Source organism: Burkholderiales bacterium (assembly GCA_036262035.1).
GTDB lineage: Bacteria > Pseudomonadota > Gammaproteobacteria > Burkholderiales > SG8-41 > JAQGMV01.
On sequence record DATAJS010000029.1, the window covers coordinates 177,604 to 202,347 of the forward strand.

Here is a 24,744-nt window from a genome sequence, read left to right on the forward strand (position 1 = left end):
GAACGGGTAGTTCGAGCGTAAGCAACAGTTACCTCATGTTTTACCGACAGCACACCCGTTCACCTGTTCACTCGTTCACCCGTTCACGCTTTTGACAAAACCGATGAGCAAAACAATAGAAGTCAAAGTCCCCGACATCGGCGACTTCAAGGACATCCCAGTCATCGAAGTGCTGGTGAAGCCGGGCGACACGATCGGCAAGGAAGACACGCTGGTCACGCTCGAATCGGACAAGGCGACGATGGACGTACCGTCGCCGTCGGGCGGCACGGTGCGCGACCTCAGGATCAAGGTCGGCGACCGGGTCTCGCAAGGGACGCTCTTGCTGACGCTCGACGCCGAGGACGGCGGCGGCGACGCGCAGGCGAAAGCGCCGGCGCCGGCCGCCGAAGCGCCGCAGCAGCAGGCCAAGGCGCCCGCCGCGGCGCCGAGCGCGCCCCAGCAACAGCAGGTGCCGACGTCCAAGCCCTCGGCGCCGATCGAAGGCGCGGACATCCACGCCGAAGTCGTCGTGCTGGGCGCGGGACCCGGCGGTTATACCGCGGCCTTCCGTGCCGCGGACCTCGGCAAGAAGACGGTGCTGATCGAGCGCTATCCCACGCTCGGCGGCGTGTGTCTCAACGTCGGCTGCATCCCGTCCAAGGCGCTGCTGCACGTGGCCAAGGTGATCACCGAAGCCGAGGAAGCGTCGCACGCCGGCATCTCGTTCGGGAAACCTAAGATCGACGTCGACAAGATCCGGCAGTGGAAAGCCGGCGTCGTCGGGAAGCTCACCAAAGGTCTTACCGGCCTCGCCAAACAGCGCAAGGTGCAGGTCGTCACCGGCCGCGGCGAGTTCGCGTCGGCGAACACCATCCGAGTCGAGACGCCCGATGGGCCGAAGGTCGTCGGCTTCGACCACTGCATCATCGCCGCCGGTTCCTCGGTCGCGAAGATTCCCGGTTTTCCCTACGACGATCACCGCATCTTCGATTCGACCGGCGCGCTCGAGCTGCCGGAGATCCCGAAGCGCCTGCTCGTCATCGGCGGCGGCATCATCGGGCTGGAGATGGCGACGGTGTACGACGCGCTCGGCGCGAAAGTGAGCGTGGTCGAGCTCATGGATTCGCTGATCCCCGGCGCGGACAAGGACATCGTCAACGTGCTCTCGAAGCGCATCTCGAAGCGCTACGAGAAGATCATGCTGAAGACGAAAGTGACCAGGATCGAGTCGCAGAAAGCCGGCCTCAAGGTCATGTTCGAAGGGGACAAAGCACCCGAGCCGCAGGTCTACGACTACATCCTGATGGCGGTCGGCCGCCGTCCCAACGGCCGCGACCTCAAAGCCGAAGCGGCGGGCGTCAACGTCAACGAGCGCGGCTACATCCCGGTCGACAAGCAGCAGCGCACCAACGTGCCGCACATCTTCGCGATCGGCGACGTTTGCGGCGAGCCGATGCTCGCGCACAAGGCGACGCACGAAGCGAAGGTCGCCGCCGAAGTGATCGCGGGGCACAAGGCGTTCTTCGACGCACGCACCATTCCTTCGGTCGCCTACACCGATCCCGAGATCGCGTGGATGGGCCTCACCGAGACCGACGCGCAGAAGCAGGGTATCGAATACGAGAAAGCGGTGTTCCCGTGGGCCGCGAGCGGCCGCGCGCTCTCGACCGGCCGCGACGACGGGCTGACCAAGCTCATCACCGACAAGAACACCCATCAGGTGCTCGGCTGCGCGATCGTCGGCGTCAACGCCGGCGAGCTGATCGCCGAAGCGGTGCTCGCGCTCGAGATGGGAGCGGACGTCCAGGACATCGCGCTGTCGGTGCACCCGCACCCGACGCTGTCCGAGACCGTAGCGTTCGCCGCCGAGATTGCCGAGGGCAGCATCACCGATCTCTACATGCCCAAGAAGTCATAACGTCAAAAGCGCGCGAAGGAATGCGTCGAAATTAATTGGGGTCAGGTCCACATTTTCGGCCGTGCTGTTGCGGCCGTCCTCGTCGCGGCGGTCGTGCCGGCCGCTCGAGCGCTGCTTCGATTTGATCCTTGAAACATTCGCCGCCGACCGGCCAACCGCCATTCGCGGCAACGCGGATCGTGCGGAGCTCCTCTGCCTCCAGGTCGTGCCGGAATAGAGCTTGATATGCACTGCGCCGCTCCTCCGGGCTCGCACCGAGCCGGCGAAACAGCGGGTGCGACGTCAGACACGAATTCGGCTCACCGAGCGCATGGTGCCGGTAACTCGACCAGCGGTAATCCGCCGGATGCGAGACCATCCCTGCGCGAACCGGATTGAGCTCGATGTAGCGGCAACAGGTGAGAAAGTAGTCCTCGGCAGCTACGAGCGACGCTTTGAATCGGCCTTCCCAGAGGGTACCGCTGCGGGCATAGGCCTTGTTGATGTATTGCTGGACGTAGCAGCGCCCGAGATCGCGCATTGCCAGCGAAACCGCGTCAGCCGCGAAAGGAGTGAGCAGCAGATGCACGTGGTTCGTCATCAACACATACGCATGGATGGCGCATCCATGCCTGCTCATCGCATCGTCGAGCCGGTCGAGATAGAAGTCGTAGTCAGACGGCGCGAAGAAGATGGCGCCGTGATTGTTGCCGCGCTGAATGACGTGCATAGGCACGCGCGCCAGACGCAGCCGGGCCCGTCGAGCCATGACACCCCCCATGGTGGGAAGATAATGAGCTCAACGTTCGGGCGCACGAGACGTGGACAGCGCTACGAAAAAGTGGACCTGACCCCATTAACATAGGTGAAGAACTGATGGCGACTATCGGTATTGTCGGCGCCGGCCCCGGCGGCCTGCGCCTCTCCGCGCACCTCGGCCTCGCGGGCCATACGGTGCGTCTCAATGACATCGACGACAAACCGCTCGCGCTGGTGCGAGGCCGCGGCGGTCTCGACGTCGAGCATCTCGACGGCACGCCGTGGGGATTCGCGGCGGTCGAGAGAGCTACAACGAATCTCGCCGAAACTGTGAAAGGCGCCGAGATCGTCATCGTGGTCTCCGGCGGCAACACGCACACCAAGGTCGCTCAGGATTTAGCAAACCTCCTCGAGGACGGCCAGCTCGTGCTGCTGATCCAGGGCAACACCGGCGGCACGTTGCTCGTGCGCCGCGAGCTCGATCGCGCGGGATGCACGGCGAAGATCGTGCTGTGCGAGATGGACTGCTATCCGCACGCGATGCGCAGGCCGGAGCCGACGCGCTTTCGGCGCACCACCGACAAGCGCTGGCTGCAGGTCGCGGCGTTTCCGGCACCCGACACGCAGCAGGCGATCGACCGGCTCAAGCCGCTCTTCCCGCAGATCGTCGCCGCGCCCGACGTCCTGCACACCGGCCTCACCAACATGAACGCGGTGCTCCACTGCGCGAACTGCATCTCGAACGCGGCGCGCATCGAAGCCGGCGGCGGGTACAAGTTCTACGGCGAAGGCGTGACGCCCGCAGTCGCAAGACTTTACGAAGCGGTCGATCAGGATCGTCTCGCCGTGGCGCGCGCGCTGGGGACACAAGTGCTCTCCCTGCAGGACTGGTTCGAGCGCGTCTACGGCGTGCGCGAGCCGACGCTCGTGGAGACGATCAAGCGCCTCTCCTACGACGACGACGGCGCGTACGTCGCGAACCGCGCAGCGGGCACGCTCGATCACAAATACGTGACCGAGGACGTGCCGACCGGGCTGATGCCGATCGCCTCGCTCGGCCGCGCGGCGGGTGTGAAGACGCCCGCAATCGATGCGGTGATCGCGATCGCGCAGTTCCAGCTCGGCCGCAGCTTCGAGCGCGAGGAGCGCACGCTGGAGCGCCTCGGCCTCGCGGGCCTCGACGCTGCCGGCATCGTGAAGACCGCGCGCGAAGGATTCCGTTGACACGGGTTTTCTCCTGCGTGCGTTGCACACCCGCGCGCGACGTCTCCCCCTGCCTTTTTTGACCGACAGCGCTCGTCCGCCTAGACTGCGCTGTTGTGACTCATGTATGAGGCATCCATGAATCAACTGACGTTGCGCGGCTTCGATCCGGCGCTCGCGCGCCGCATTCGCGAAGTGGCAAAAGCGCGTGGCCTGTCGCTCAATCAGGCGGCGGTGCTGCTGATTCGCCAGGGCGCGGGGCTGGCGCCCAGCGAAGGCGCCTCATGCGTCGGCGATTCAATGAAAGAGCTGATCGGGACCTGGTCGCCGGAAGAGGAAGAGGAGTTCCGCCGTGCTGTCCGGCCGTTCGAAGAGGTCGACCCCGATTTCTGGAAATGAAGGTACTGCTGGACACGAATGCCTATTCGGCCCTGAAACGCGGGAACGACGCCGTGGTCCGGCGCGTGACGCGCGCCGAAACGGTGTTTCTGTCGACGGTCGTCGCCGGCGAGCTGATGGCCGGCTTCCGGCAGGGCACTCGTCTGCGCAAGAACCTCACCGAGCTCGAGGCGTTCATCGACAACCCCCACGTCACGGTAGTGCCGGTTTCCTAGGTCACCGCGGACAGGTTCGGGCGTGTTGCTGCTGCGCTCCGCGCCAAGGGACGCCCGATCCCCACGAACGATATCTGGATCGCCGCGCATGCCCTGGAAACCGGTGCAGACCTGTTGTCGTTCGACCGTCACTTTGTCGAGGTGGACGGGTTGGTCTGGATCGATCTGTCGGCGTGAGGCTCCGACGCTGATGGCAACGTTGAAGCGGGTTTCTTTTGCAGGCAAGGATGCCTGCGCCACAAAATTCGTGCTCGAAAGGCTCCAATGAAATGTGCGTGTGCGCTGATTGCAGCGCTCGCCGTGACCTCCGTTCACGGCCAGGACTATCCGAAGCGTCCCGTCCGCCTCGTCCTCTCCTTCGGCGCCCCCGGCGGCGCGCCCGACACCATCGCGCGCACCATCGCGCCCAAGCTCAGCGAGCTGTGGGGCCAGCAGCTCGTCGTCGATCCGCGCCAGGGCGCGGGTGGCATCGTCGGCACCGAGATCGCCGCGAAGTCCGCGCCCGACGGCTACACGCTGGTGCTGGTGAGCCCGAGCCACGCGATCAACCCGGCGCTGCACTCGAAGATGCCGTACGACTCGGTGAAAGACTTCATGCCGGTCACACAGCTCGCGCAGACGCCGAACATCCTGCTCGCGAATCCTTCGGTGCCGGCGCGCAGCGTGAAAGAGCTGATCGCGCTCGCGAAGGCGAAGCCCGGCACGCTCGCCTACGGCTCCGCGGGCGTGGGCTCGTCGCAGCACCTCGCGGGCGAGCTCTTCAAGGAGATGGCAGGCGTCAACCTCGTCCACGTGCCGTACAAGGCCGCGAGCGCGACCAACGTCGACCTCATCGCGGGACGCATCCAGCTTGCTTTCGGCTCGGTGGCAGCGATCCCGCACGTGCGCTCGGGCAAGCTCGTGGCGCTCGGCACCGCGACCGCGCGCCGCATCCCGGCGCTGCCCGACGTGCCGACGATCGCCGAAGCCGGCGTGCCGGGCTACGAAGCGGCGGCGTGGTACGGGGTACTGGCGCCGGCGGGCACGCCGCGTGCCATCGTCTCGAAGCTGCATGAGGACTTCAAGCGCGCCGCGCAGAACCCCGAAGTCCGCCAGCAGCAGGGCGCGCTCGGCATCGAGTTGGCGCTGTCCGAGAGCCCGGCCGCTTTCGGCGCCTTCATCGACCGCGAGCGCGCGAAGTGGTCGGCGCTCGTGAAGAAGACGGGGGCCAAGGCGGAGTGACTTGAACTTGCGCCGCCAAGCTCCTATCTATACGCGATGAAATACAAGGACTATTACGCGACGCTCGGCGTCGAGAAAACGGCCTCCGCGGACGAGATCAAGAAGTCCTACCGCAAGCTCGCGCGCAAATACCACCCGGACGTCTCCAAGGAGAAGGACGCCAAGGAGAAGTTCCAGGAGGTGTCCGAGGCCTACGAGACCCTCAAGGATCCGGAGAAGCGCGCCGCCTACGACCAGCTCGGCAGCTACAACCCCGGCCAGGATTTCCGGCCGCCTCCGGGCTGGGAGCAGCAGTTCAACCAGGGCGGCGGCGGTTTTTCGTTCGACGACGTCGATCTCGCGGACCTCTTCGCGAGCCTGCGCGGCGGCGGGCACGGCTACACCGGCGGTCGCGCGCGCCCGCGTCCCGACAGGCCGATCCCCGGCGAGGACTTCGAGATCGCCGCCGAGATCACGCTCGAGCAGGCCTTTCACGGCACGATGGTCGAGATGGCCCTGCAGATGCCCGAGTACGACGACCGCGGCCTGCTCCGCCGCGTGGCGAAGAACATCAAGGCGCGCATCCCGCCCGGCGTTTCCGACGGCGAGCGCCTGCGCCTGCGCGGCCAGGGCGGCAAGGGCATCAACGGGGGGCGCGACGGCGACCTCTACATCAACGTCTCGCTGCGGCCGCATCCGATCTATCGGGTGAGCGGCCGCGATCTCTTCGTCGATCTGCCGCTCGCGCCGTGGGAAGCGGTGCTCGGCACCAGCGTCGAGCTGCCGACCCTCGGCGGGCCGGTACGGCTGAAGATTCGCCCGGGCACGCAGTCGGGCCAGCAGCTTCGCCTCGGCAGGAAAGGTCTTCCGAAACCGGGGAACGAAGGCGATCTCTACGCCGTCGTACAGATCGCGGTCCCGCACGACGTGACCGATGAAGAGAAAGCGGAGTACGAGAAGCTCGCCGCGACGTCGAAGTTCGATCCGCGCGCGCATCTCAAATCGGAGATGGACAAGTGACCGTGGAGATCACCGAAACGCTGTGGCTCGACGAGCGCGGCAGCGTGACGCTCATCGAGCTCTCTCAATGCTCGGGTCTTTCCGAATCCGAGCTGCGCGAGCTCGTCGAGATCGGCGCGTTCGAGCCGCTCGACGCGGATGCACCGCAATGGAGCTTCGGAGCGCAATGCATCGTCGCCGCGCGCACCGCGTGCCGGCTGCGCGACGATTTCGAGCTGAACACGCCGGGGCTCGCGCTCGCGCTCTCGCTGCTGGAGCGCGTCGAAGAGCTCGAATCCGAGTTGCAGCGCATGCGCGCACGGCTGCCGCGGCCGAACCGCTGAAGCCTCCTCGCGGCACAGGCATTGCTGAAGGAATCGATAGCGAACAGACGACTGATCAGAAAGGAGCATTTATGGCGCTCACCACTGCGATAGAAGGGATACAGGACAAGCTGGGGACGACCGGCGCGGCGCACAGGGCCGTGGATCGCAAGCTGGACGATGCCGTCGCGGACAGCTTTCCCGCCAGCGACCCGGTCGCGCTCTCGATGCCGCACGACCGCGAGGAGCTCAACCTGCACCGGACGATTTCTCCGTCCACGATGTGGCTGGTCGGCGGCGGACTGCTGGCGATCATCGCGCTGATCGCACTGCGCCGTTAACTGAGTAAACCAGGGTCTGACCCCGATGAAGCGGGGGTCAGACCGTGCCGAAACAAGAGCCGGCAGGGCGTCCCCGCCGGCTTTTTCATTTATGCACGTTATTGATGTAACTCGCTTTTCAGCATTGCAACAAAAGCGTAGGATTCCCTCCGCACCGCCCCATACGAACGAGTAGCGCGCAGGTCCGGGCAACAGGTCAGATCGGTCCCACGGCGCTTGAGAAACCGGGCGCCATAGGAGGAACATGAAGCCGACTGATATCCAGCAGCCCGACTATTTCCACAAGGTCGTCGATTGTCAGTGGGCGTGTCCCGCCCATACTCCTGTCCCCGAATACATCCGATTGATCGCCGCAGGCCGCTACAGCGATGCCTACATGGTCAACTGGAAATCGAACGTCTTCCCCGGCATCCTCGGCCGCACCTGCGACCGTCCCTGCGAGCCCGCCTGCCGACGCGGCCGCGTCGAAGAAGCCAACGCCGAGAAACCCGAGCCCGTCGCGATCTGCCGCCTGAAGCGCGTCGCCGCCGACAACAAGTCGGACGTCCGCGACCGCATGCCCAAACCCGCGAAACAGAAGAACGGCAAGCGCATCGCGCTCGTCGGCGCGGGTCCCGCTTCGCTCACCGTCGCGCGCGATCTAGCGCCCCTTGGTTATGACGTGACGATCTTCGACGGCGACAAGCGCGCGGGCGGCATGATCCGCACGCAGATCCCTCGCTTCCGCCTGCCCGAGTCGGTGATCGACGAGGAAGTCGGCTACATCCTCGATCTCGGCGTCGATTTCAAAGCCGGACAGAACATCGACAGCCTGAAAGCGCTGCTCGCCGAAAACTACGACGCGATATTCGTCGGCAGCGGTGCGCCGCGCGGCCGCGATCTCGACATTCCCGGACGCAAGGAAGGCGCCGCGAACATCCACATCGGCATCGACTGGCTCTCGAGCGTGTCGTTCGGCCACATCGACAAGATCGGCAAGCGTGTGATCGTCCTCGGCGGCGGCAACACCGCGATGGACTGCTGCCGCTCGTCGAAGCGCCTCGGCGGCGAAGACGTAAAAGTCATCGTGCGCTCGGGCTACGAGGAGATGAAGGCCTCGCCGTGGGAGAAGGAAGACGCGACGCACGAAGACATCCCCATCCTCAACTACCTCGTGCCGAAAGAGTTCAAGATCCAGAACGGCAAGCTCGTCGGCATGACATTCGAGAAAGTCAAAGCGACCTACGACGCCAAGGGCCGTCGCGATCTCGTCCCCACCGGCGAGGCCGACGTCTTCGTCGAGTGCGACGACGTGCTGGTGGCGATCGGCCAGGAGAACGCGTTCCCGTGGATCGAGCGCGACATCGGGCTCGAGTTCGACAAGTGGAACATGCCGGTGGTCGACAAGGTGACTTTCCAGTCGACGAACCCGAAAGTGTTCTTCGGCGGCGACGCGGCGTTCGGTCCCAAGAACATCATCTGGGCGGTCGCGCACGGCCACGACGCCGCGGTGTCGATCGACAAGATGCTCACCGGCGAGGACATCACCGAGCGCCCCGACCCGACGTTCAACCTCGTGTCCCAGAAGATGGGCATCCACGAGTGGAGCTACGACAACGCGATCTCGCCCGAGCTGCGCTACAAGGTGCCGTGGCAGGACAAGAAGGTGACGCTGCGCGACATCAAGGTCGAGGTCGAGCTCGGTTTCGACCCCAAGACCGGTTTCGCCGAAGCGCAGCGCTGTCTGAACTGCGACGTGCAGACGGTCTTCGCGCCCAAGCTCTGCATCGAATGCGACGCCTGCGTCGACATCTGCCCGACCGACTGCATCACGTTCACGCCGAACGAGGAGGAGGCGGAGCTGCGCAAGCACCTCACCGCGCCTTCGCTGCATCCGGATCAAAGCCTCTACATCTCCGACACGCTCAAGACCGGCCGCATCATGGCCAAGGACGAAGACGTGTGCCTGCATTGCGGCATGTGCGCCGAGCGCTGCCCGACGGGCGCGTGGGACATGCAGAAATTCCTGCTGGAAATGACGCACGCCGGTCCCGGCTGCCGCAGGCCCCAGCGCAAAGCAGCCTGAGACGACAAACGGGGGAAACGAAAGCATGCAACTGCAAGCGGTCAACGATTTTGTCGTCAAGTTCGCCAACGTCAACGGCTCCGGATCGGCGTCGGCGAACGAGCTCTTCGCACGATCGATCCTGCGCATGGGCGTGCCGGTCAGCCCGCGCAACATCTTCCCGTCGAACATCCAGGGTCTGCCGACGTGGTACGAGGTGCGCGTCAACGAGACCGGTTACCAGGGCCGCCGCGGCGGCGTCGACCTCATGGTCGCGATGAACCCGCAGACCTGGGACAACGACGTGAAGGAGATCGAGCCCGGCGGTTATCTCTTCTACGACAGCTCCAAGCCCCTGCCGAAATCGAAGTTCCGCGACGACGTCAACGTGATCGGCATGCCGCTCACCGAGATCTGCAACGCGACCTACACCGATCCCCGGCAGCGCCAGCTCTTCAAGAACATCATCTACGTCGGCGCTCTTTCCGCCTTGCTGGAAATAGATCCCGCCGAGATCGAGAAGCTCTTCTCCGAGCAGTACAAAGGCAAGGAAGCGCTGCTGCAGTCGAACGTGAAAGCGCTGCGCCTGGGCCGCGACTACGCGCTCCAGAACCTGTCGTGCCCGATCGGCCTCACGATCAAGCGTTCGAACAACGTCGGCAACAAGATCTTCATCGACGGCAACAGCGCCGCGGCGCTGGGCGCGGTCTACGGCGGCGCGAGCGTTTGCGCGTGGTATCCGATCACGCCCTCGTCGTCGCTCGCCGAAGCGTTCATCAAGTACTGCCAGAAGCTGCGCGTCGATCCGGCGTCCGGCCAGAACAAGTTCGGCATCATCCAGGGCGAGGACGAGCTCGCTTCGATCGGCATCGCGATCGGCGCCGGCTGGAACGGCGCACGCTCGTTCACCGCGACCTCGGGACCCGGCATCTCGCTCATGCAGGAGTTCATCGGCCTCGCGCACTTCGCCGAGATCCCGGTGGTGCTGATCGACGTGCAGCGCGGCGGACCGTCGACCGGCATGCCGACGCGCACCCAGCAGTCGGACGTCCTCGCCTGCGCCTACGCCTCGCACGGCGACACCAAGCACGTGCTGCTCTTCCCCGAGGATCCGACCGAGTGCTTCGAGCTCACCGCGCAGGCCTTCGACCTCGCGGAGCGGCTGCAGACGCCGGTGTTCGTCATGACCGACCTCGACATCGGCATGAACACGCGGCTGTGCGAGCCGTTCCAGTGGGACGACACGCGCGAGTACGACCGCGGCAAGGTGATGTCGCACGCCGATCTCGAATCGGGCAGGGACTTCGGGCGCTATCTCGACGTCGACGGCGACGGCATCCCGTTCCGCACCTATCCCGGCACGCATCCGACCAAAGGCGCGTACTTCACCCGCGGCACCACCAAGGACCGCTACGCGCGCTACAGCGAAGCCGGTCCCGATTACGTCGACAACATGCAGCGCCTGCTGCGCAAGTTCGAGACCGCGAAGCAGCTCGTTCCGAAGCCCCTGCTCTATCCGGCCGAGAAGCCCGCGCGCTTCGGCGCGATCTTCTACGGCTCGACGAGCCCCGCAATGGTCGAAGCGATGCACGTGCTCGCCGAGAAAGGCATCCACGTCAACGCGCTGCGGGTGCGCGGCTTCCCGTTCGCGGAAGAGATCAACGACTTCGTGGCGAATCACCCGTGGGTGTTCGTGGTCGAGCAGAACCGAGACGCACAGTTGAAGACGATGCTGGTGAACGAAGCGAAGCTCAACCCGTCGCGCCTGCTCTCGATCCTGCACTACGACGGCACGCCGATCACCGCGCGCTACATCGTCGACCAGATCTCGCAACACGCCGCGGCACGCACGGTAGTTCCGTTGAAACGCGTCTCATGATTTCACGTTTCACATTTCACGTTTCACGGACTTAATATGACTTATCTCGCCAAACCGAAGCTCCACCACCCGACCCTCGCCAAGAACCAGGTCGGCTATACCCGGCGCGACTACGAAGGCAAGATCTCGACGCTGTGCGCGGGCTGCGGCCACGACTCGATCAGCGCCTCGATCGTGCAGGCGTGCTGGGAGCTCGACATCGAGCCGCACCGCGTCGCCAAGCTCTCGGGCATCGGCTGCTCGTCCAAGACGCCCGACTACTTCCTCGGCAACTCGCACGGCTTCAACAGCGTGCACGGCCGCATGCCCTCGGTGCTGACCGGCGCCAACCTCGCCAACCGCGACCTGCTCTACATGGGCGTCTCGGGTGACGGCGATTCGGCTTCGATCGGCATCGGCCAGTTCGTGCACGCGATCCGGCGCGGCGTGAACATGGTGTATATCGTCGAGAACAACGGGGTGTACGGCCTGACCAAGGGCCAGTTCTCGGCGACCGCCGACAAGGGCTCGAAGAGCAAGCGCGGCATCGCCAACATGGACGAGCCGCTCGATCTCATCGGCATGGCGATGATCCTCGGCGCGACCTACGTCGGCCGCAGCTTCTCGGGCGACAAAAAACAGCTCGTGCCGCTGATCAAGGGCGCGATCGAGCACCAGGGCGCGGCGTTCATCGACGTCATCAGCCCGTGCGTCGCGTTCAACAACCACGCGGGCTCGACCAAGAGCTACGAGTACGTGCGCCAGCACAACGAGGCGGTGAACCGCCTGGATTTCATCGAAGGCCGCGAGGAGATCACCGCCGATTACGACGCCGGAGAAGTGGTGAACGTGACGCAGCACGACGGCTCGATCATCCGCCTGCGCAAGCTCGCCGGCGACTACGATCCGACCGACCGCATCAAGGTGATGAACTACCTCCAGCAGCGCGCGGCGGCGGGTGAAGTGGTGACGGGCCTGCTCTACATCGACCCGCAGGCGCAAGACCTGCACCACCATCTCAACACCGTCGAGACGCCGCTGAACCAGCTCGCGACCCGCGACCTGTGCCCGGGGGCAGTAGCACTGGAGCGGATCAACGCTTCGCTGCGTTAAAAAGCAATCGACCGCCAAGGACGCAAAGGACGCAAAGGTTTTCGTCGATCGGTGACGCTCCGAGCTATCGTGCTCAAGTGCGTGCATGTCGAGATCGCCCACCCGCTTCGTCGCCTTTCCTTTGCGTCCTTTGCGTCCTTTGCGGTTAAAACGCTTTTGTAGTCTTCAGCGGCGCACCCCAGGCGCCTCGATCGGCAGGCCATTAGCCCGCCACGCGAGGAAGAGTTCGAGTTCCACGAGCTCCCGCGCGCCGTACGGCGGCATCTGCGCGCGCAATCCCGAATAGCACGCACGCAGGCGGCGCTGGAGCGAGCCCAGCGTCTGCCACTCCTGCCGGTACGTCGGGAAGCCCGTCGGCTGCCCCTGGCTGATCTTCTCGAACAGCAGCGTGCGATCCCAGTTGCGGTCGTGGCAGTGCGCGCAGGAGAGGTTCATCTGCCCCATGCGCCGGTAGAAACGGCTGCGACCGCGCTCGAAGTCGCGCGCGTTGTGGGCGTCGATCGTGACGTTCATCGGCACGCCGCGCGATTGATTCGTCACGAACGCGCTCATCGCGAGGAGCTCGTCCGATTCGAGCGCGTAAGGCAGCGCCTGCTGATGGCGCTCGCGGCAGAGGTTGATCCGGTCGGAGAGATTGACGAGCCGCGCGCTGGGCGGGTCGACCCGGGGATAGTGCGCAGCCGCGCCTTTCAGGCTCTTGCCCGCCTCGTCATGACAGCTCGCGCACGATTTCCCCGATTTGCCGGCGGGCTCGGACCACAGCTTCGCGCCGCGCTCGACCCACAGCATGCCGGGATTCTCGAAATCGTCCGCCTGGAGCTTGCGGTTCGCCTCGCTGGTGAAGGTGCTGCCGTTCCTCAACTGCTCCGGCGGGATCGGCCGCTCGAGCGGTGCGGCCGACGCGCACGCGAAAGCGAAGGCCGCGGCGATCGCGACCGTGCGCACCAGCGTCATCCGGCGACCGTGATCGGCACCCGCTCGCTCCCGCGCACGCCGGCGTCGTCGACCCATTCGAACACCATGTCGCCGCTCGCGGTCGCGCGCGTGTAGAACTGCAGATAGGGATTCGCCGAGATCCCCGAGCCCATCTCGGCGCGGAACACCTCGGCGCCGTCGTAAGTGCACGTGAGCGTGTTCACGACGTTCTTGGGAATCGGCTTGCCGCGGTTGTCGTAGCGAAAGCCGGTCTCCATCGGGTGCTGGATCGCGATGCGCACGGTGATGAGCTCGCCGCGCTTCGCTTCCTTCGGGATCTGTATGCGGGCAACCATGGCGGTCAGGTGGCGTCGAGGCACGCCGTCTCGGTGACGACGACGTGCGCGGTGGCGGCCTGGAACGAGCCGTCGGCCATCGCCGCGACGACCAGGATGTTCTGCTCGCCGTTGAGACGTACGCGCGTGGCGATCTCGGCGCGGCCGCAGCGCGGATTGAGGTGGTAGGTCGCGATCACCGGCCGCGGATTCTTCTCCGACAGCACGTGGATCGCTTTGACGTAGTCGCTCTCGTTCATCGCGCTCGCGACCGTGATCTTGAGCGGCACCGAGTGGCCGTTGTCCGAGAGCGAGGGGATGTCGAGCGTGACGCGCCCTTCCTGGAGCGGCGCGCCGCCGGTGATCTTCTGCACGAGCGGATCGAGCACCTCGATCCTGGGCAGCGCGGCGGCGCTCACGCGCACGTGGGCGCCTACGACGCCGGCCGCGGCGGCGGCGAGAAAGCGGCGTCTCGAGCGGTTCTTCATCTCAGCGTAACGTTGATAGATAGGCGACGACGTCTTCGACCTGCTGTGCGGTCAGCACCGGTTTTCCTCGATACGGCTCCATCACGCGGTCCAGCCCGTAGGTGCGATAGTACGCCGGCATCGCGACGTCCGGCTTCACTCGAGTCGGGTCGACGACGCGCAAGCGAATCTGCGACTTGGAGAGCCGCGATCCCACGCCTGCGAGCGGCGGCGCGACGTTGCCCATGAAGCGCTGTTCCGGATCCGGTATCGAGTGACACAAGAGACAGTTCGCATCCCGACCGATGACGATCTCGCGGCCCCGCTGCGGATCGCCGGCCGCCCTGGTCAGGGGCTCGTCGATCGCATCGCCGTTCACGGCGTAAGGCAGCGTCGTCGCGGCACACGCGGCAACCCCGGCGAGCATAAGCGCCCCCAATGGGTGACTCACGATTTTACGTATGAGTTCCTCCGCGGGGTCGGATCCCCGATCGCCCGGTGGCGCCGGCGCCCCCGCTTCCCCGTATTATCGCGCGAAGTCAGGCGTCTATAGCCAGTATTCCCAGACCCTCGCCGCCGTCTCCTTCATCCGCACCTCGATGCCCCGGCGAGCCCATGCGTCGGGCGTTATACGCACCGCCTCCTTCAGATCGCGGGCGAACATCGCTTCCATCTGCTGGCCGAAATCCCAGCCCAGCACCACCGCGTTGAGCTCGGCGTTGTGGAGGAAGCTGCGCCAGTCGAGGTTGCTCGAGCCGACGGTCGACCACACACCGTCGATCACGATCGTCTTGGCGTGCAGCAGCGCGGTCTGGCGCTCGTAGATCTGCACCCCGGCTTCGAGCAGCTCGGCGTAATGCGAGCGCCCGGCGTGGAACACCGCCCAGAAATCGGTGTACGACGGCAGCACGAGCTTCACGTCGACGCCGCGGCGCGCGGCGGCTTTCAGCACCTGGATCGTCTGCGGATCGGGGACGAAGTACGCCATGGTGATGTGGACGGACTTCTCCGCGGATTCGATCGCGCCGAGCAGCGCGACGTAGATCGCCGGCACCTCGTCGTCGGGACCGCTCGCGATGATGCGCACCGGGTGCGAGCCCGCGCGCTTCGCGGGCGGGAACCACGTGCGCTCCTCGAAGGCCGGACCGCCCTGCTTCTGCCACGTGTCCATGAAGAGCCGCTGGAGCTGCTCGACCGCGGGCCCCTCGATGCGCACGTTGGTGTCGCGCCAGCCGACATCCCCGTTCTTCGTGTCCGATCCGCGGGAGAAGCCGCCGCCCGAGCCGAAGCCGCTGCCGCGGCGTCCCGAGCCCGGCGACGAACCGCTCGAATACACCTCGCTGATGTTGATCCCCCCGGTGAACGCGACCTCGCCGTCGACGATGACCGTCTTGCGGTGATTGCGGTTGTTCACGCGCCACCCCCCGCGCGCCTTCAGCGGATTGACCGGGTTGTACTCGAGCACGTTGACGCCGCCGTCGCGCAGCCGCTGGAAGAAAGGCGCCGGCGTCTTGTTGCAGCCGACGCTGTCGTACATGAGGTTCACCGCCACGCCCTGCGCGCGCTTCTTCAGCAGCGCGTCGGCGAAGCGGCGGCCGACTTCGTCGTCCTCGATGATGTAGAACTCGAGGTTGATCGAGTCTTTCGCGCGGTCGATCGACTCGAACATCGAGCGGTAGCTCGAGGGACCGTCGATCAGCATGGTCGCGCTGTTGCCGACGGTGAGCGGGCGGCCCGCGACGTCCTCCTCGACCGCGAGGTGCCGCACGAGCAGGTCCGAGGCGCCTTTCGCCTGCAGCCTCGCCAGCACGGCCGCGGTGCGCTTCTCGGACAGCTCGCCCCGTACGCCGACGATGGTCGGCCGCTTGTCCGTATCGACCGCGTTCGACCACGGGTGCACCTCCGGAAGCGTCGCGCATCCGGCAAGCAGCGTGAGGACGAACAGGACGACGGCAGAGCGCATCGCACCAGCGGCAGAGTGTAAGGGCTGCCTGCTGGTGCAATTAGCGGGCCGCTTCGCGGCCCGCGAGAAGAGAAAGGAGAGAGGTGAGGGGGAAAATGCCGAGAGCGGAAATTATGCCGTCTCCTCTCTCCTATCCCGCTCCTCTCTTACGCTTTGGGAATACGCCAGAGATAGACGGTCGTCGCATTCACCGACGCCGTCGCCTCCGGCTTCCAGTCGCCCATGTCGAACGCGTGCGACACGACGCGAGTGCCGGGCTTGAGGTCCTTCAGGAGCTTGGGCTTGAGCTTCTCGTTCAGGCGCGTCAGCAGGTACAGCGTGACGACCGTCGCCTCGGAGATGTCGGACTCGAAGAGGTCGGCCTCGACGAACTTCACCTTGTCGGTGACCTTGGCCGCCTTGGCGTTGGCGGTCGCTTCCTGGATGCGCTTGGGATCGATGTCGATCCCGACCGAGCGGCAGCCATACTTCTGCGCGGCGGTGATGACGATGCGCCCGTCGCCGCAGCCGAGATCGTAGACGGTGTCCTTCGCGGTCACTTTCGCCATCTCGAGCATCTTCTCGACGACCTCGTTCGGCGTCGGCACGAAGATGACGTCGGGGCTGCGCCGCACCGGCGCGGTCGCGGCCTGCGAGAGGAGGATGCGCGAAGGCTCGTAAGCGTAGGCGATGCCCGCCGCGCTCGTGGCGGCGACACCCGCTAGGAACTGTCTGCGGTGCATCTTGCTGGCTCCTTGTGGACGGACGGACAAAAGAGCTTAGCAGACTGGTCGTCTCGCCGAGATCGCTAGGGAACGCGGACCTGGTTCATCCTCGCCAGGATCGTCGACGTGCGCCGCTGCAGATAAGCGGTGTTGCGGCCGGGGCCGTAGCTGCGCGGGCTCGGCACCATCGCCGCGAGGCGCGCCGCCTGCTCGGGGCCGAGGTGCGCCGCGGTGACCCCGAAGTGATAACGGGCCGCAGCCTCCGCGCCGAAGATGCCGTCCTCGCCCCACTCGATGACGTTCAGGTACAGCTCGAGGATGCGGCGCTTGTCCATGATCACTTCGATCATGACGGTGATCGCGGCCTCCTGCGCCTTGCGCCAGAACGCACGCTCGCCGGTGAGGAAGAGGTTTTTCGCGAGCTGCTGGGTGATCGTCGAGCCGCCGGCGACGACCTCGCCTTCCCTCAGGTTCTTCTCGTACGCCTTCTGGATGCCTTTCCAGTCGAAGCCGTCGTGCTGGAAGAAGGTCGCGTCCTCCGCCGCGACGACCGCGCGCTTGAGGTTCGCGGAGATGTGCCCGTACGGCACGAACGCGTACACGAGCTTCGCCCTGGGCTTGTCCTCGCGCAGCGCCTCGAGGCGGGCGCGCATGAAGGCGGTCATGTCCGGGTTGAACCGCGAGTAGTACCAGACGTTGCCGAAGAACCAGAACTGGAGGAGCGTGAGCGCGATCAGCGCGAGCAGGATGAAGCGCCACGTGAAGCGCCAGAGCGCACCGATCATGCGCTCAGCCCCCGCTGCGCAGGAGCGCGATCACCGGCGCGGTGTCGGGCCTCACGCCGCGCCAGACGAAGAACGATTCGGCCGCCTGCTCGACCAGCATGCCGAGGCCGTCGGCCGTGCGTGCTCCCGCGTCGGCCGCAAGCTCGAGAAACGGTGTTGCCCGCCCGTACACCATGTCGTACGCCAGGGCGCCTCGCGCAAACACCGTCTTGCCGAGCGCCGGCATCTCGCCGGAGAGCCCCGCGGAAGTCGCATTGATCACGACGTCGAACGCGCGCCCCCCAAGCGCGTCGTAGCCGATACCGATGAGATCGGCGCCGGGGTAATAGCCCGCGAAGCGCTGCGCCAGGGCGACCGCCTTCTCCACGGTGCGGTTGGCGATGACGAGGCACGCGGGCTGCCGGTCGAGCAGCGGCCCGCACACCCCGAACGAAGCGCCGCCCGCCCCCACCAGCAGCACGCGCCGGCCCGCGATCTCGCAGCCGAGATTGACCGTGAGATCGCGCACGAGCCCGACGCCGTCGGTGTTGTCTCCGGCGATGCCGTCGGCGCCGAACGCAAGCGTGTTCACGGCGCCGGCCTGTTCGGCGCGCACGCTGGACCTCGAAGCGAGCGCGTGCGCGCGATGCTTGAACGGGACGGTGACGTTGAGACCGCGGCCGCCCTCGTCGCCGAAGCGCTGCACCGCCGCCTCGAACTCGGCGAGCTCGGCATGGAGCTTTTCGTACGCGATGTCTTCGCCGGTCTGCCGCGCGAACTCGGCATGGATGCGCGGGGACTTGCTGTGGGCGACGGGATTGCCGATGACGGCGTAGCGATCGGTCATGAGCCTATTCGGTCCGCACGTGGCCCGCGGACGTGAAGGTCCACCACCGCGTGATGTAGAGGATGTCGGTATCGCGCGCCATGTACGGCGGGAATGCGGAGAAAGGCGCGGCGAGCTCGACGATGCGCCGCGCGCCGTCGTCGAGGAATTTGTAGCCCGAAGGGCGCTCGACGATGATGTTCGCCAGCGAGCCGTCCGACCGGATGGCGACGGTGACGAGCAGGTGCGCCTGCAGGCTGAGCCCGCGCGCCTGGATCGGGTAGTTGAGCTCGCCCACGCGCTCGACCTTCTGCCGCCAGTCCTCCACGTAGCGCGCGAACGGCACCTCTTTCGCGCGGGCCGCCACGTACCGCGCGCGCGGACGCTCCTGGTACGCCTTGAGATCGCGCTCGATGATCGCTTCCTGGCGCGCGATCTCGAAGCTCTTCTGCAGGAGGTCCGACGTCTGCACGCCCGCAGCCGCGTCGAGCTTGACCTGGGTGTCGGGCTTCGACGCCTCGGGCGCGGTCTCGACGCTCGCTTTCGACTGGATCTGCGTCATGAGCTGCTTCGCTTCGTGCTCGAGCGCGTCGACCTTGCGCAGCGCGAGCTGCACGTCGGCTTCGAGCTTCTGGTCGGGCAGGACGGGCAGCGGGCTCGTCGCCCGCACCTTCTCGTCGGTATTGCCGCCGCCGTCGAGGTTGTGCTGCGCCAGCACGTCGGCTTTCTTCGGCGCGCTCTTCGACTGCGCGTTGACCAGCACGATCTCGAGCTTGGGCGAAAGGAGGTCGTGCAGGGGGCGCGGCGGGAGCTGCACCCCGACGCCGGCGATGAGGAGCACGTGCAAGACGAGCGAGCCGATGATCGCGAAGCGCATCCGCGTCCCGAGCGACGCGCGGCGGGTGCGGCGGTTGAGCCGTCGCTCGAGCCGGTCGATCCGCGCCTCGAGCCTCGCGACGGCGCCTTGCCACCGCGAATGGCGCGAATGCTTCGCGCGCCGCGGTAACGGAACGACCTTGGGCTTACGCTTCAAAGCCATGGCTGAGCATTGTACCTTGGAGCGAAAAGCTTTTTGACCGCCAAGGACGCAAAGGACGCCAAGGAACCCTTCTTCAGGCGCGTCGTCATGCGCTCGCGATGTTCAAGAAGCGCTTTTCCTTTGCGTCCTTTGCGTCCTTTGCGGTTGATTGCTTTTAGACGTTCGCTTCAGCGGCAGCCGGCTCGACGATGCGCTCGAACTCGGCGTGGAAGGACAGATCGAGCAGATCGATCTTCGAGAGGTCGAGAACGACCTGGGTACCCGGCTTGACCTGCGGCACCGACGGCACGCGCGCGACGACCGGCAGCTCGTCGAAACGCACGAGATTCTCGCGCAGCACCGTCGCGACGACGCTCGTCACGTTCTCCTGGAGCAGCCAGCGCAGACACCAGTAGCGCTCCATCTGGCGCTGGAACTCGTTGTAGATGTCGTACGCCGACTCGAACTCGCGCATGACCGCGAGCAGCTGCTCGTCTTTCCCCGAATACGGCGGCGTCTCTGCGCTCGCGAGCGCGGCGATCTGGCGCTGGTTGACGAGGTCGACGTAACGGCGCAGCGGCGAGCTCGCCCAGAGGTACTGCTCGACGCCCAGGCCGACGTGCGCCGACGGCACCGTGCTCATGCGCACCTTGCCGCCGCCCTGCACGCGGTAGATGGCGCCGGCCCCCGCCTCCGCGAGCTGCCGGCCCCACGTGCTGTTCACGAAGATCATCAGCTCCGACACGAGCTTGTCGATGGGCGTGCCTCGGAAGCGCCGGATGATCTCGATGCGGTCGTTCTCGACGCGGAAATTGTACTCGGCGCGCTGCTCGCCTTCGGGCTGGTCGCCGCGGCGGGCTTTCTCGAGCTGCCCCGCCCACTGCCAGAGCCGCGCGAGCTCCCTGCCGTACGCGTGCTCGATCTCTCCGAGCGCGATGCTTTCCTCGTTGAAGTGCATCTCGAGCGGCTCGTGCCTGAGATTGTGCGCGATCCTTACTCGCTCGACGCGGGTCTCGGTCGACACCGCCTCGCCTGCCGGCGTCACCTCGACGTACATCGATACCGACGGACACTCGACGCCTTCGGCCAGGGTGTAACGATCGATCGTGGTCGGCGGCAGCATGGTGATCTTGCCGCCCGGGAAGTACACCGTGGACAGCCGTTCGCGCGCGACCTCGTCGAGCGCGCTGCCGACGGAGACGCCGAGCGCCGGCGCCGCGATGTGTATGCCGATGCGCGTGTTGCCGTTCGGCAGGTCGGCCACCGAAAACGCGTCGTCGATCTCGGTCGTGCTGGTGTCGTCGATGCTGAACGCGACCGCTTCCGAGAGCGGCAGCTCGCGCGCGATCGGCTCGGGCAGCGGCGCCTCGCTCTTCGGGCCTTTCGGCAGGTTCTCGAAGACGAAACGATTGAGATGGAAGTCGTGCGTCGACGGAATGCCGCCGCAGCGCTCGATGACGCGCACCGGCGTCATCTTCATCGCCGCGCTCGCCTCTTCGAGCGCTTTCCATTCGTTCGCGTTCTTGTCGGGCTTGTAGAGCAGCACGTCGAGCATCGGCCTGAATTCTTCGGGCAGCGTGCCCGACGTGAGCTGCGCCACGTATTTCTCGCGCGCGATCGCCTGCTGCTTCTTGCGCTCGACGCTCGCGAGCGCGGCTTTCAGAGCGGTCTCGGGGGCGGCCTTGTAGCGGCCCCGCGAGCGCTTGTAGAAGTACATCGGCGCGCCGTGCAGCTTGAGCAGCACCGCGCCCGCCTCGACCGAGCCCGGCGCGCGGCCGTAGTACTCGCGCGCGAGGTCCTCGTAGCCGAACTCCTCTTGGCTGGACACTTCCCAGAGAAAGTCGAGGTCGAGCTCGTCCGCCGCCGCCTGCGCCTGCGCCATGAAATCGGCGATGCCGGGCTGCTCGAAGCGGAAGACGACCGCGGCCGATTTGATCTTGGAGCGCTTGCCGTGCGGCGCTTCGACCTGGAGCGAGGTGTTGTTGTCGGCGAGGACCGAGCCGACTTTGAGCGCGCCCTCCTCTTCGTAGAAAACGTTCATCGGTAGAGCGGGCGGCGGGCGATCACTGGGAGGGAAAGAACCGCCGGGGAAGGCGGCGGAAGCGGATTATACCGGGAGGACGCCCCCGCCCGGCGTCACCCCGCAGAACGCGAGGGCGGCGTCCATGTGGTCGGCGAAATCCGAAAAACCGTGGTCGCCGCCTTCGATGACCTGTTGGTCGGCGCCGCGGTAGCGCTCGACCGCCGCGCGATAGTCGAGCACCTCGTCACCGGTCTCGACCATGAGGAGATAGCGCTCCGGCGTCACGCGCCCGACCTCGAGCGCGCGCAGCGCATCGACGTCCTCCGCGGTGAGGACGTCGTGGGCGCCGGTATAGAGATTGGTCTGCGGGCCTACGTATTGCGCGAGGAGCTCGTACGGCCGTACCGCCGGATTCACCAGCACCGCACGCACGCCGTATTTCTCCGCGAGCCACGTCGCGTAATAACCGCCGAGCGAGCTCCCGATCAGCGACACGCCGCATTCGAGGTGCGCCTCGACCAGCGGTTGCAGCATCGCCACCGCCTGCGTCGGCCGCAGCGGGAGCTCGGGCGTGGCGATCTCGCGCCCGCGCCGGAGCTCCGCCATGCGGCGGCGGAGCAGGCCGGCTTTGAAGGACAGGGCGGAGCTCAGGAAGCCGTGGATGTAGATGATCAAAGTGACGGATAGAACGGTGACGGGTGAATCGGTGACGGAGGAAACGGTGACGGGTTACGGTGACGCGACGCCTTTCGTCACCGCTTTATCCGTCACCGCACTATCCGTCACCGCCTCATCCGTCACTTTTTAAGCGGCGGCCGCCAGGCGGCGAGCGATCCCCAGCAGCATCATGTCGCTGTCGCGCGGCCCGATCAGCGACAGCCCGATCGGGCAGCCGTTGAGGCGGCCGAGGGGAAGGTTGAGCTGCGGCAGGCGCGAGAGCCCTGCGATGCAGAGCAGGGTCAGCGAGCGCGCGCGGAAGTCTTCGGTCGTCTTGGGATCGGCGCCGACCAGCGGCGCGATGGCGGGAACGGTCGGCAGGGCGAGCACCGCGTCGTCGCGCAGCAGGCCGCGCATGCGCTCGGTGATCTCCTCGCGCCGCTTGCTCGCGGGGCCGACTTCGGACGCGGGTATGGTCGACGACCACTCGATGCGTTGGCGCACACCGGGTCCGAGCTGTGGCCTGGTCTCGGTGACCCATGCGCCGTGCGCCTGCCACGCCTCAAAGCCCTGCAAGGTGCGAAAGACGTCGAGCCAGTTGACGAGGCCTTCGTTGCTGACGGTGAGCTTCGACGACTTGCCGACGAGCGCGACGACGCGATCCAGCGCCGGCTGTACCGCCGCGGCTGCCGCGTGGCCCGCGAGCTCGAACGCGTCGTCGGCGATCAGCACGCGCTTGGGAGTGGTGTTGTCGCGCTCCTCGGCGAGCAGCACCGCGCCGACGCGCTCCATGATCTCGGGATCGCGCGCGAACCATCCGGCGACGTCGAAGCTCGCGGCGAGCGGCCGCGCGCCTTCGAGCGAGACGCGGCCGTGCGTCGGCCGCAGGCCGTAGATCCCGGTGAGGCTCGCCGGCGCGCGCACCGAGCCGCCGGTGTCGCTGCCGAGCGCGAAGTCGACGAGGCCGCCCGCGACCGCCGACGCCGAACCGCTCGAAGAGCCGCCGCAGATGCGTCCCGGCGCGTTGACGTTGACCGGCGTGCCGTAATGATGGTTCTCGCCGTGCAGGCTGAACGTGAGCTCGTCGGTGTGAGTCTTGCCGACCATGTCCGCACCGGCGTCGAGCAGCTGTTGCACGATCGGGGCGGTGGTCTTCGCGGCGTCGTGCGTGCGCAGCCAGTCGGGACTGCCGAAACCCGTCTTGTGGCCTTTAACGTCGTAGATGTCCTTGGCGCCGAACGTGAGGCCCGCAAGCGGTCCCTGGTCCGAGCCTTCGACCGCGACGTGCGTGTGCCGCGTGAATGCGCCGAGCTCGTCGCGCTCGAGGATGTCGTCGTCCATATGGTTATCTCCCTGGTTGTGCGAGCGCGTCCAGCAGCTTCTGGTGGACGCCGCCGAAACCGCCGTTGCTCATGACGAGCACGTGATCGCCCGCCTTCGCGGCCGCCGCTATCGCCCCGACGAGCTCGCCGAGATCGGCGTGCACGCTCGCCTTGGCGCCGAGCGGTTGGAGCGCTACGCCGGCGTCCCAGGTGAGGCCGCCGCTGTAGCAGAACACGCGATCGGCGGCCGCGAGGCTGCCCGGGAGCGCCTGCTTCATCACGCCGAGCTTCATGGTGTTCGACCGCGGCTCGACGACGGCCAGTATGCGCGCGCCGTCGACTTTGGCGCGCAGGCCCGCGAGGGTCGTCTCGATCGCCGTCGGATGGTGCGCGAAGTCGTCGTACACCGTCACCTCGCGCACCACGCCGCGCACTTCCATGCGGCGCTTGACGTTCCCGAAGCGCGCGAGGGCCTCGATGGCGACGGCCGGCGCTATGCCCGCATGGCGCGCGGCCGCGATCGCCGCGAGCGCGTTCGAGCGGTTGTGCGCGCCGAGGAGATCCCAGCGCACCGTGCCCTGGGCCTTGCGCTGCAAAAGCACGTCGAAAGCGCCGTCACGGCCGGCGGGTCCGGCCTGCCAGCCGCGCTCGTCATCGAAGCGCTCGATCGGCGTGTAGCTCGCGCGCGCGAGCACGCGCTCGAGGTTCGCATCGGCGCCGTTGGTGGCGATCAGGCCCGACTGGGGCAGCGTGCGCACGAAGTGATGGAACTGGGTCTCGATCGCGGCGAGGTCGGGAAAGATGTCGGCGTGATCGAACTCGAGGTTGTTGAGCACCGCGGTACGCGCGGGGTAGTGCACGAACTTGGACCGTTTGTCGAAGAACGCGGTGTCGTACTCGTCGGCTTCGATCACGAAGAAGTCGGTGCCGCCGAGCCGCGCGGACACCCCGAAGTTCTGCGGCACCCCGCCGATCAGGAAGCCCGGCTGCAAGCCGCCGTGCTCGAGTATCCACGCCAGCATCGAGCTCGTCGTGGTCTTGCCATGAGTGCCGGCGACGGCGAGGACCCAGCGGCCGTGCAGCACGTGATCGTGCAGCCACTGCGGTCCCGACACGTAGCGATGACCCTTGTCCAGGATCGCTTCCATCAGCGGATTGCCGCGGGTGATCACGTTGCCGATCACGAACACGTCGGGATTCAGCGCGAGCTGGTCGGCGCCGTAGCCTTCGATGAGCTCGATGCCCTGGCTTTGGAGCTGGGTGCTCATGGGCGGATAGACGTTGGCGTCGCAACCGGTGACCTTGTGGCCGGCTTCGCGCGCGAGCACCGCAAGCCCGCCCATGAACGTGCCGCAGATGCCGAGGATGTGGATGTGCATCAGATGCTGCAGGAGTCAGGATTCAGGATTCAGCAGGC

General features: G+C 66.3%; 26 protein-coding genes. 12 read left to right on the forward strand and 14 right to left on the reverse strand.

What is annotated here, in order from left to right; genetic code table 11:
* The first annotated feature begins 103 nt into the window (after positions 1-103).
* Entirely contained in the window at positions 104-1,900 is a 1,797-nt protein-coding gene (lpdA, locus tag VHP37_28915) for a dihydrolipoyl dehydrogenase (GenBank protein HEX2830393.1), read from the forward strand.
* 31 nt (positions 1,901-1,931) lie between these two features.
* Here lpdA and VHP37_28920 read toward each other — a convergent pair whose 3' ends face one another.
* The gene (locus VHP37_28920) at positions 1,932-2,648 is read right to left on the reverse strand and encodes a transposase (GenBank protein HEX2830394.1); all 717 of its coding nucleotides are present in this window, start codon (positions 2,646-2,648) and stop codon (positions 1,932-1,934) included.
* 107 nt (positions 2,649-2,755) lie between these two features.
* On the opposite strand from VHP37_28920, the gene VHP37_28925 reads away from it, so the two are divergent.
* The 10 genes from VHP37_28925 (at position 2,756) to VHP37_28970 (ending at position 12,333) form a co-directional block, all read left to right on the forward strand.
* On the forward strand, positions 2,756-3,862 hold the full coding sequence (locus tag VHP37_28925; protein ID HEX2830395.1) for an NAD/NADP octopine/nopaline dehydrogenase family protein: 1,107 nt from the start codon (positions 2,756-2,758) through the stop codon (positions 3,860-3,862).
* A 117-nt stretch (positions 3,863-3,979) separates the two neighbouring features.
* A complete protein-coding gene (locus VHP37_28930) occupies positions 3,980-4,240 on the forward strand; it encodes a hypothetical protein (protein ID HEX2830396.1) in 261 nt (86 codons plus the stop codon).
* Positions 4,237-4,455: a PIN domain-containing protein gene (locus VHP37_28935; GenBank protein ID HEX2830397.1), complete on the forward strand. Its 219-nt coding sequence runs from the start codon at positions 4,237-4,239 to the stop codon at positions 4,453-4,455. Before VHP37_28930 ends, VHP37_28935 begins: the two co-directional genes overlap by 4 nt.
* Before the next feature lie 300 nt (positions 4,456-4,755).
* Entirely contained in the window at positions 4,756-5,676 is a 921-nt protein-coding gene (locus VHP37_28940) for a tripartite tricarboxylate transporter substrate binding protein (protein ID HEX2830398.1), read from the forward strand.
* A gap of 36 nt (positions 5,677-5,712) precedes the next feature.
* Entirely contained in the window at positions 5,713-6,675 is a 963-nt protein-coding gene (locus VHP37_28945; protein HEX2830399.1) for a DnaJ C-terminal domain-containing protein, read from the forward strand.
* Entirely contained in the window at positions 6,672-6,998 is a 327-nt protein-coding gene (locus VHP37_28950) for a chaperone modulator CbpM (protein HEX2830400.1), read from the forward strand. Before VHP37_28945 ends, VHP37_28950 begins: the two co-directional genes overlap by 4 nt.
* Positions 6,999-7,069: 71 nt before the next feature.
* Entirely contained in the window at positions 7,070-7,318 is a 249-nt protein-coding gene (locus tag VHP37_28955) for a hypothetical protein (protein HEX2830401.1), read from the forward strand.
* 244 nt (positions 7,319-7,562) lie between these two features.
* On the forward strand, positions 7,563-9,383 hold the full coding sequence (locus VHP37_28960; GenBank protein HEX2830402.1) for an FAD-dependent oxidoreductase: 1,821 nt from the start codon (positions 7,563-7,565) through the stop codon (positions 9,381-9,383).
* Positions 9,384-9,408: 25 nt separating this feature from the next.
* Positions 9,409-11,241 (forward strand): 2-oxoacid:acceptor oxidoreductase subunit alpha, encoded by a 1,833-nt coding sequence (locus tag VHP37_28965; GenBank protein HEX2830403.1) that lies wholly within the window; start codon positions 9,409-9,411, stop codon positions 11,239-11,241.
* A 36-nt stretch (positions 11,242-11,277) separates the two neighbouring features.
* The gene (locus VHP37_28970; protein HEX2830404.1) at positions 11,278-12,333 is read left to right on the forward strand and encodes a 2-oxoacid:ferredoxin oxidoreductase subunit beta; all 1,056 of its coding nucleotides are present in this window, start codon (positions 11,278-11,280) and stop codon (positions 12,331-12,333) included.
* Positions 12,334-12,498: 165 nt separating this feature from the next.
* Here VHP37_28970 and soxA read toward each other — a convergent pair whose 3' ends face one another.
* The 11 genes from soxA to VHP37_29025 all read right to left on the reverse strand — a co-directional run bounded on the left by soxA (position 12,499) and on the right by VHP37_29025 (position 22,023).
* A complete protein-coding gene (soxA, locus tag VHP37_28975) occupies positions 12,499-13,287 on the reverse strand; it encodes a sulfur oxidation c-type cytochrome SoxA (GenBank protein HEX2830405.1) in 789 nt (262 codons plus the stop codon).
* On the reverse strand, positions 13,284-13,628 hold the full coding sequence (gene soxZ, locus VHP37_28980; GenBank protein HEX2830406.1) for a thiosulfate oxidation carrier complex protein SoxZ: 345 nt from the start codon (positions 13,626-13,628) through the stop codon (positions 13,284-13,286). The genes soxA and soxZ overlap by 4 nt, the downstream gene beginning before the upstream one ends.
* Entirely contained in the window at positions 13,610-14,071 is a 462-nt protein-coding gene (locus tag VHP37_28985) for a thiosulfate oxidation carrier protein SoxY (protein HEX2830407.1), read from the reverse strand. Before VHP37_28985 ends, soxZ begins: the two co-directional genes overlap by 19 nt.
* A gap of 1 nt (position 14,072) precedes the next feature.
* Entirely contained in the window at positions 14,073-14,477 is a 405-nt protein-coding gene (gene soxX / locus VHP37_28990) for a sulfur oxidation c-type cytochrome SoxX (protein HEX2830408.1), read from the reverse strand.
* 120 nt (positions 14,478-14,597) lie between these two features.
* Entirely contained in the window at positions 14,598-16,013 is a 1,416-nt protein-coding gene (locus VHP37_28995) for a phospholipase D-like domain-containing protein (GenBank protein HEX2830409.1), read from the reverse strand.
* Between the two features lie 146 nt (positions 16,014-16,159).
* Positions 16,160-16,735: a methyltransferase domain-containing protein gene (locus tag VHP37_29000; GenBank protein HEX2830410.1), complete on the reverse strand. Its 576-nt coding sequence runs from the start codon at positions 16,733-16,735 to the stop codon at positions 16,160-16,162.
* Positions 16,736-16,800: 65 nt separating this feature from the next.
* Positions 16,801-17,502: a monofunctional biosynthetic peptidoglycan transglycosylase gene (mtgA, locus tag VHP37_29005; GenBank protein HEX2830411.1), complete on the reverse strand. Its 702-nt coding sequence runs from the start codon at positions 17,500-17,502 to the stop codon at positions 16,801-16,803.
* 4 nt (positions 17,503-17,506) lie between these two features.
* Positions 17,507-18,328, reverse strand: a complete 822-nt coding sequence (gene aroE / locus VHP37_29010) for a shikimate dehydrogenase (protein HEX2830412.1) — start codon at positions 18,326-18,328, stop codon at positions 17,507-17,509.
* A gap of 4 nt (positions 18,329-18,332) precedes the next feature.
* Positions 18,333-19,346, reverse strand: a complete 1,014-nt coding sequence (locus tag VHP37_29015) for a TonB family protein (GenBank protein ID HEX2830413.1) — start codon at positions 19,344-19,346, stop codon at positions 18,333-18,335.
* Positions 19,347-19,500: 154 nt separating this feature from the next.
* Positions 19,501-21,366, reverse strand: coding sequence for an RNB domain-containing ribonuclease (locus VHP37_29020; GenBank protein ID HEX2830414.1), 1,866 nt, complete (start codon positions 21,364-21,366; stop codon positions 19,501-19,503).
* A gap of 66 nt (positions 21,367-21,432) precedes the next feature.
* Positions 21,433-22,023, reverse strand: coding sequence for a YqiA/YcfP family alpha/beta fold hydrolase (locus tag VHP37_29025; GenBank protein ID HEX2830415.1), 591 nt, complete (start codon positions 22,021-22,023; stop codon positions 21,433-21,435).
* Here VHP37_29025 and VHP37_29030 point away from each other — a divergent pair.
* Entirely contained in the window at positions 22,016-22,156 is a 141-nt protein-coding gene (locus VHP37_29030) for a hypothetical protein (GenBank protein HEX2830416.1), read from the forward strand. The two genes, VHP37_29025 and VHP37_29030, sit on opposite strands and share 8 nt — an antisense overlap.
* On the opposite strand, the gene VHP37_29035 is transcribed toward VHP37_29030, so the two are convergent.
* Both VHP37_29035 and mpl read right to left on the reverse strand, forming a co-directional pair.
* The gene (locus tag VHP37_29035; protein ID HEX2830417.1) at positions 22,153-23,346 is read right to left on the reverse strand and encodes an amidase; all 1,194 of its coding nucleotides are present in this window, start codon (positions 23,344-23,346) and stop codon (positions 22,153-22,155) included. The genes VHP37_29030 and VHP37_29035 overlap by 4 nt on opposite strands.
* 4 nt (positions 23,347-23,350) lie before the next feature.
* Positions 23,351-24,706, reverse strand: coding sequence for a UDP-N-acetylmuramate:L-alanyl-gamma-D-glutamyl-meso-diaminopimelate ligase (gene mpl / locus VHP37_29040; GenBank protein HEX2830418.1), 1,356 nt, complete (start codon positions 24,704-24,706; stop codon positions 23,351-23,353).
* Between the last annotated feature and the right edge of the window lie 38 nt (positions 24,707-24,744).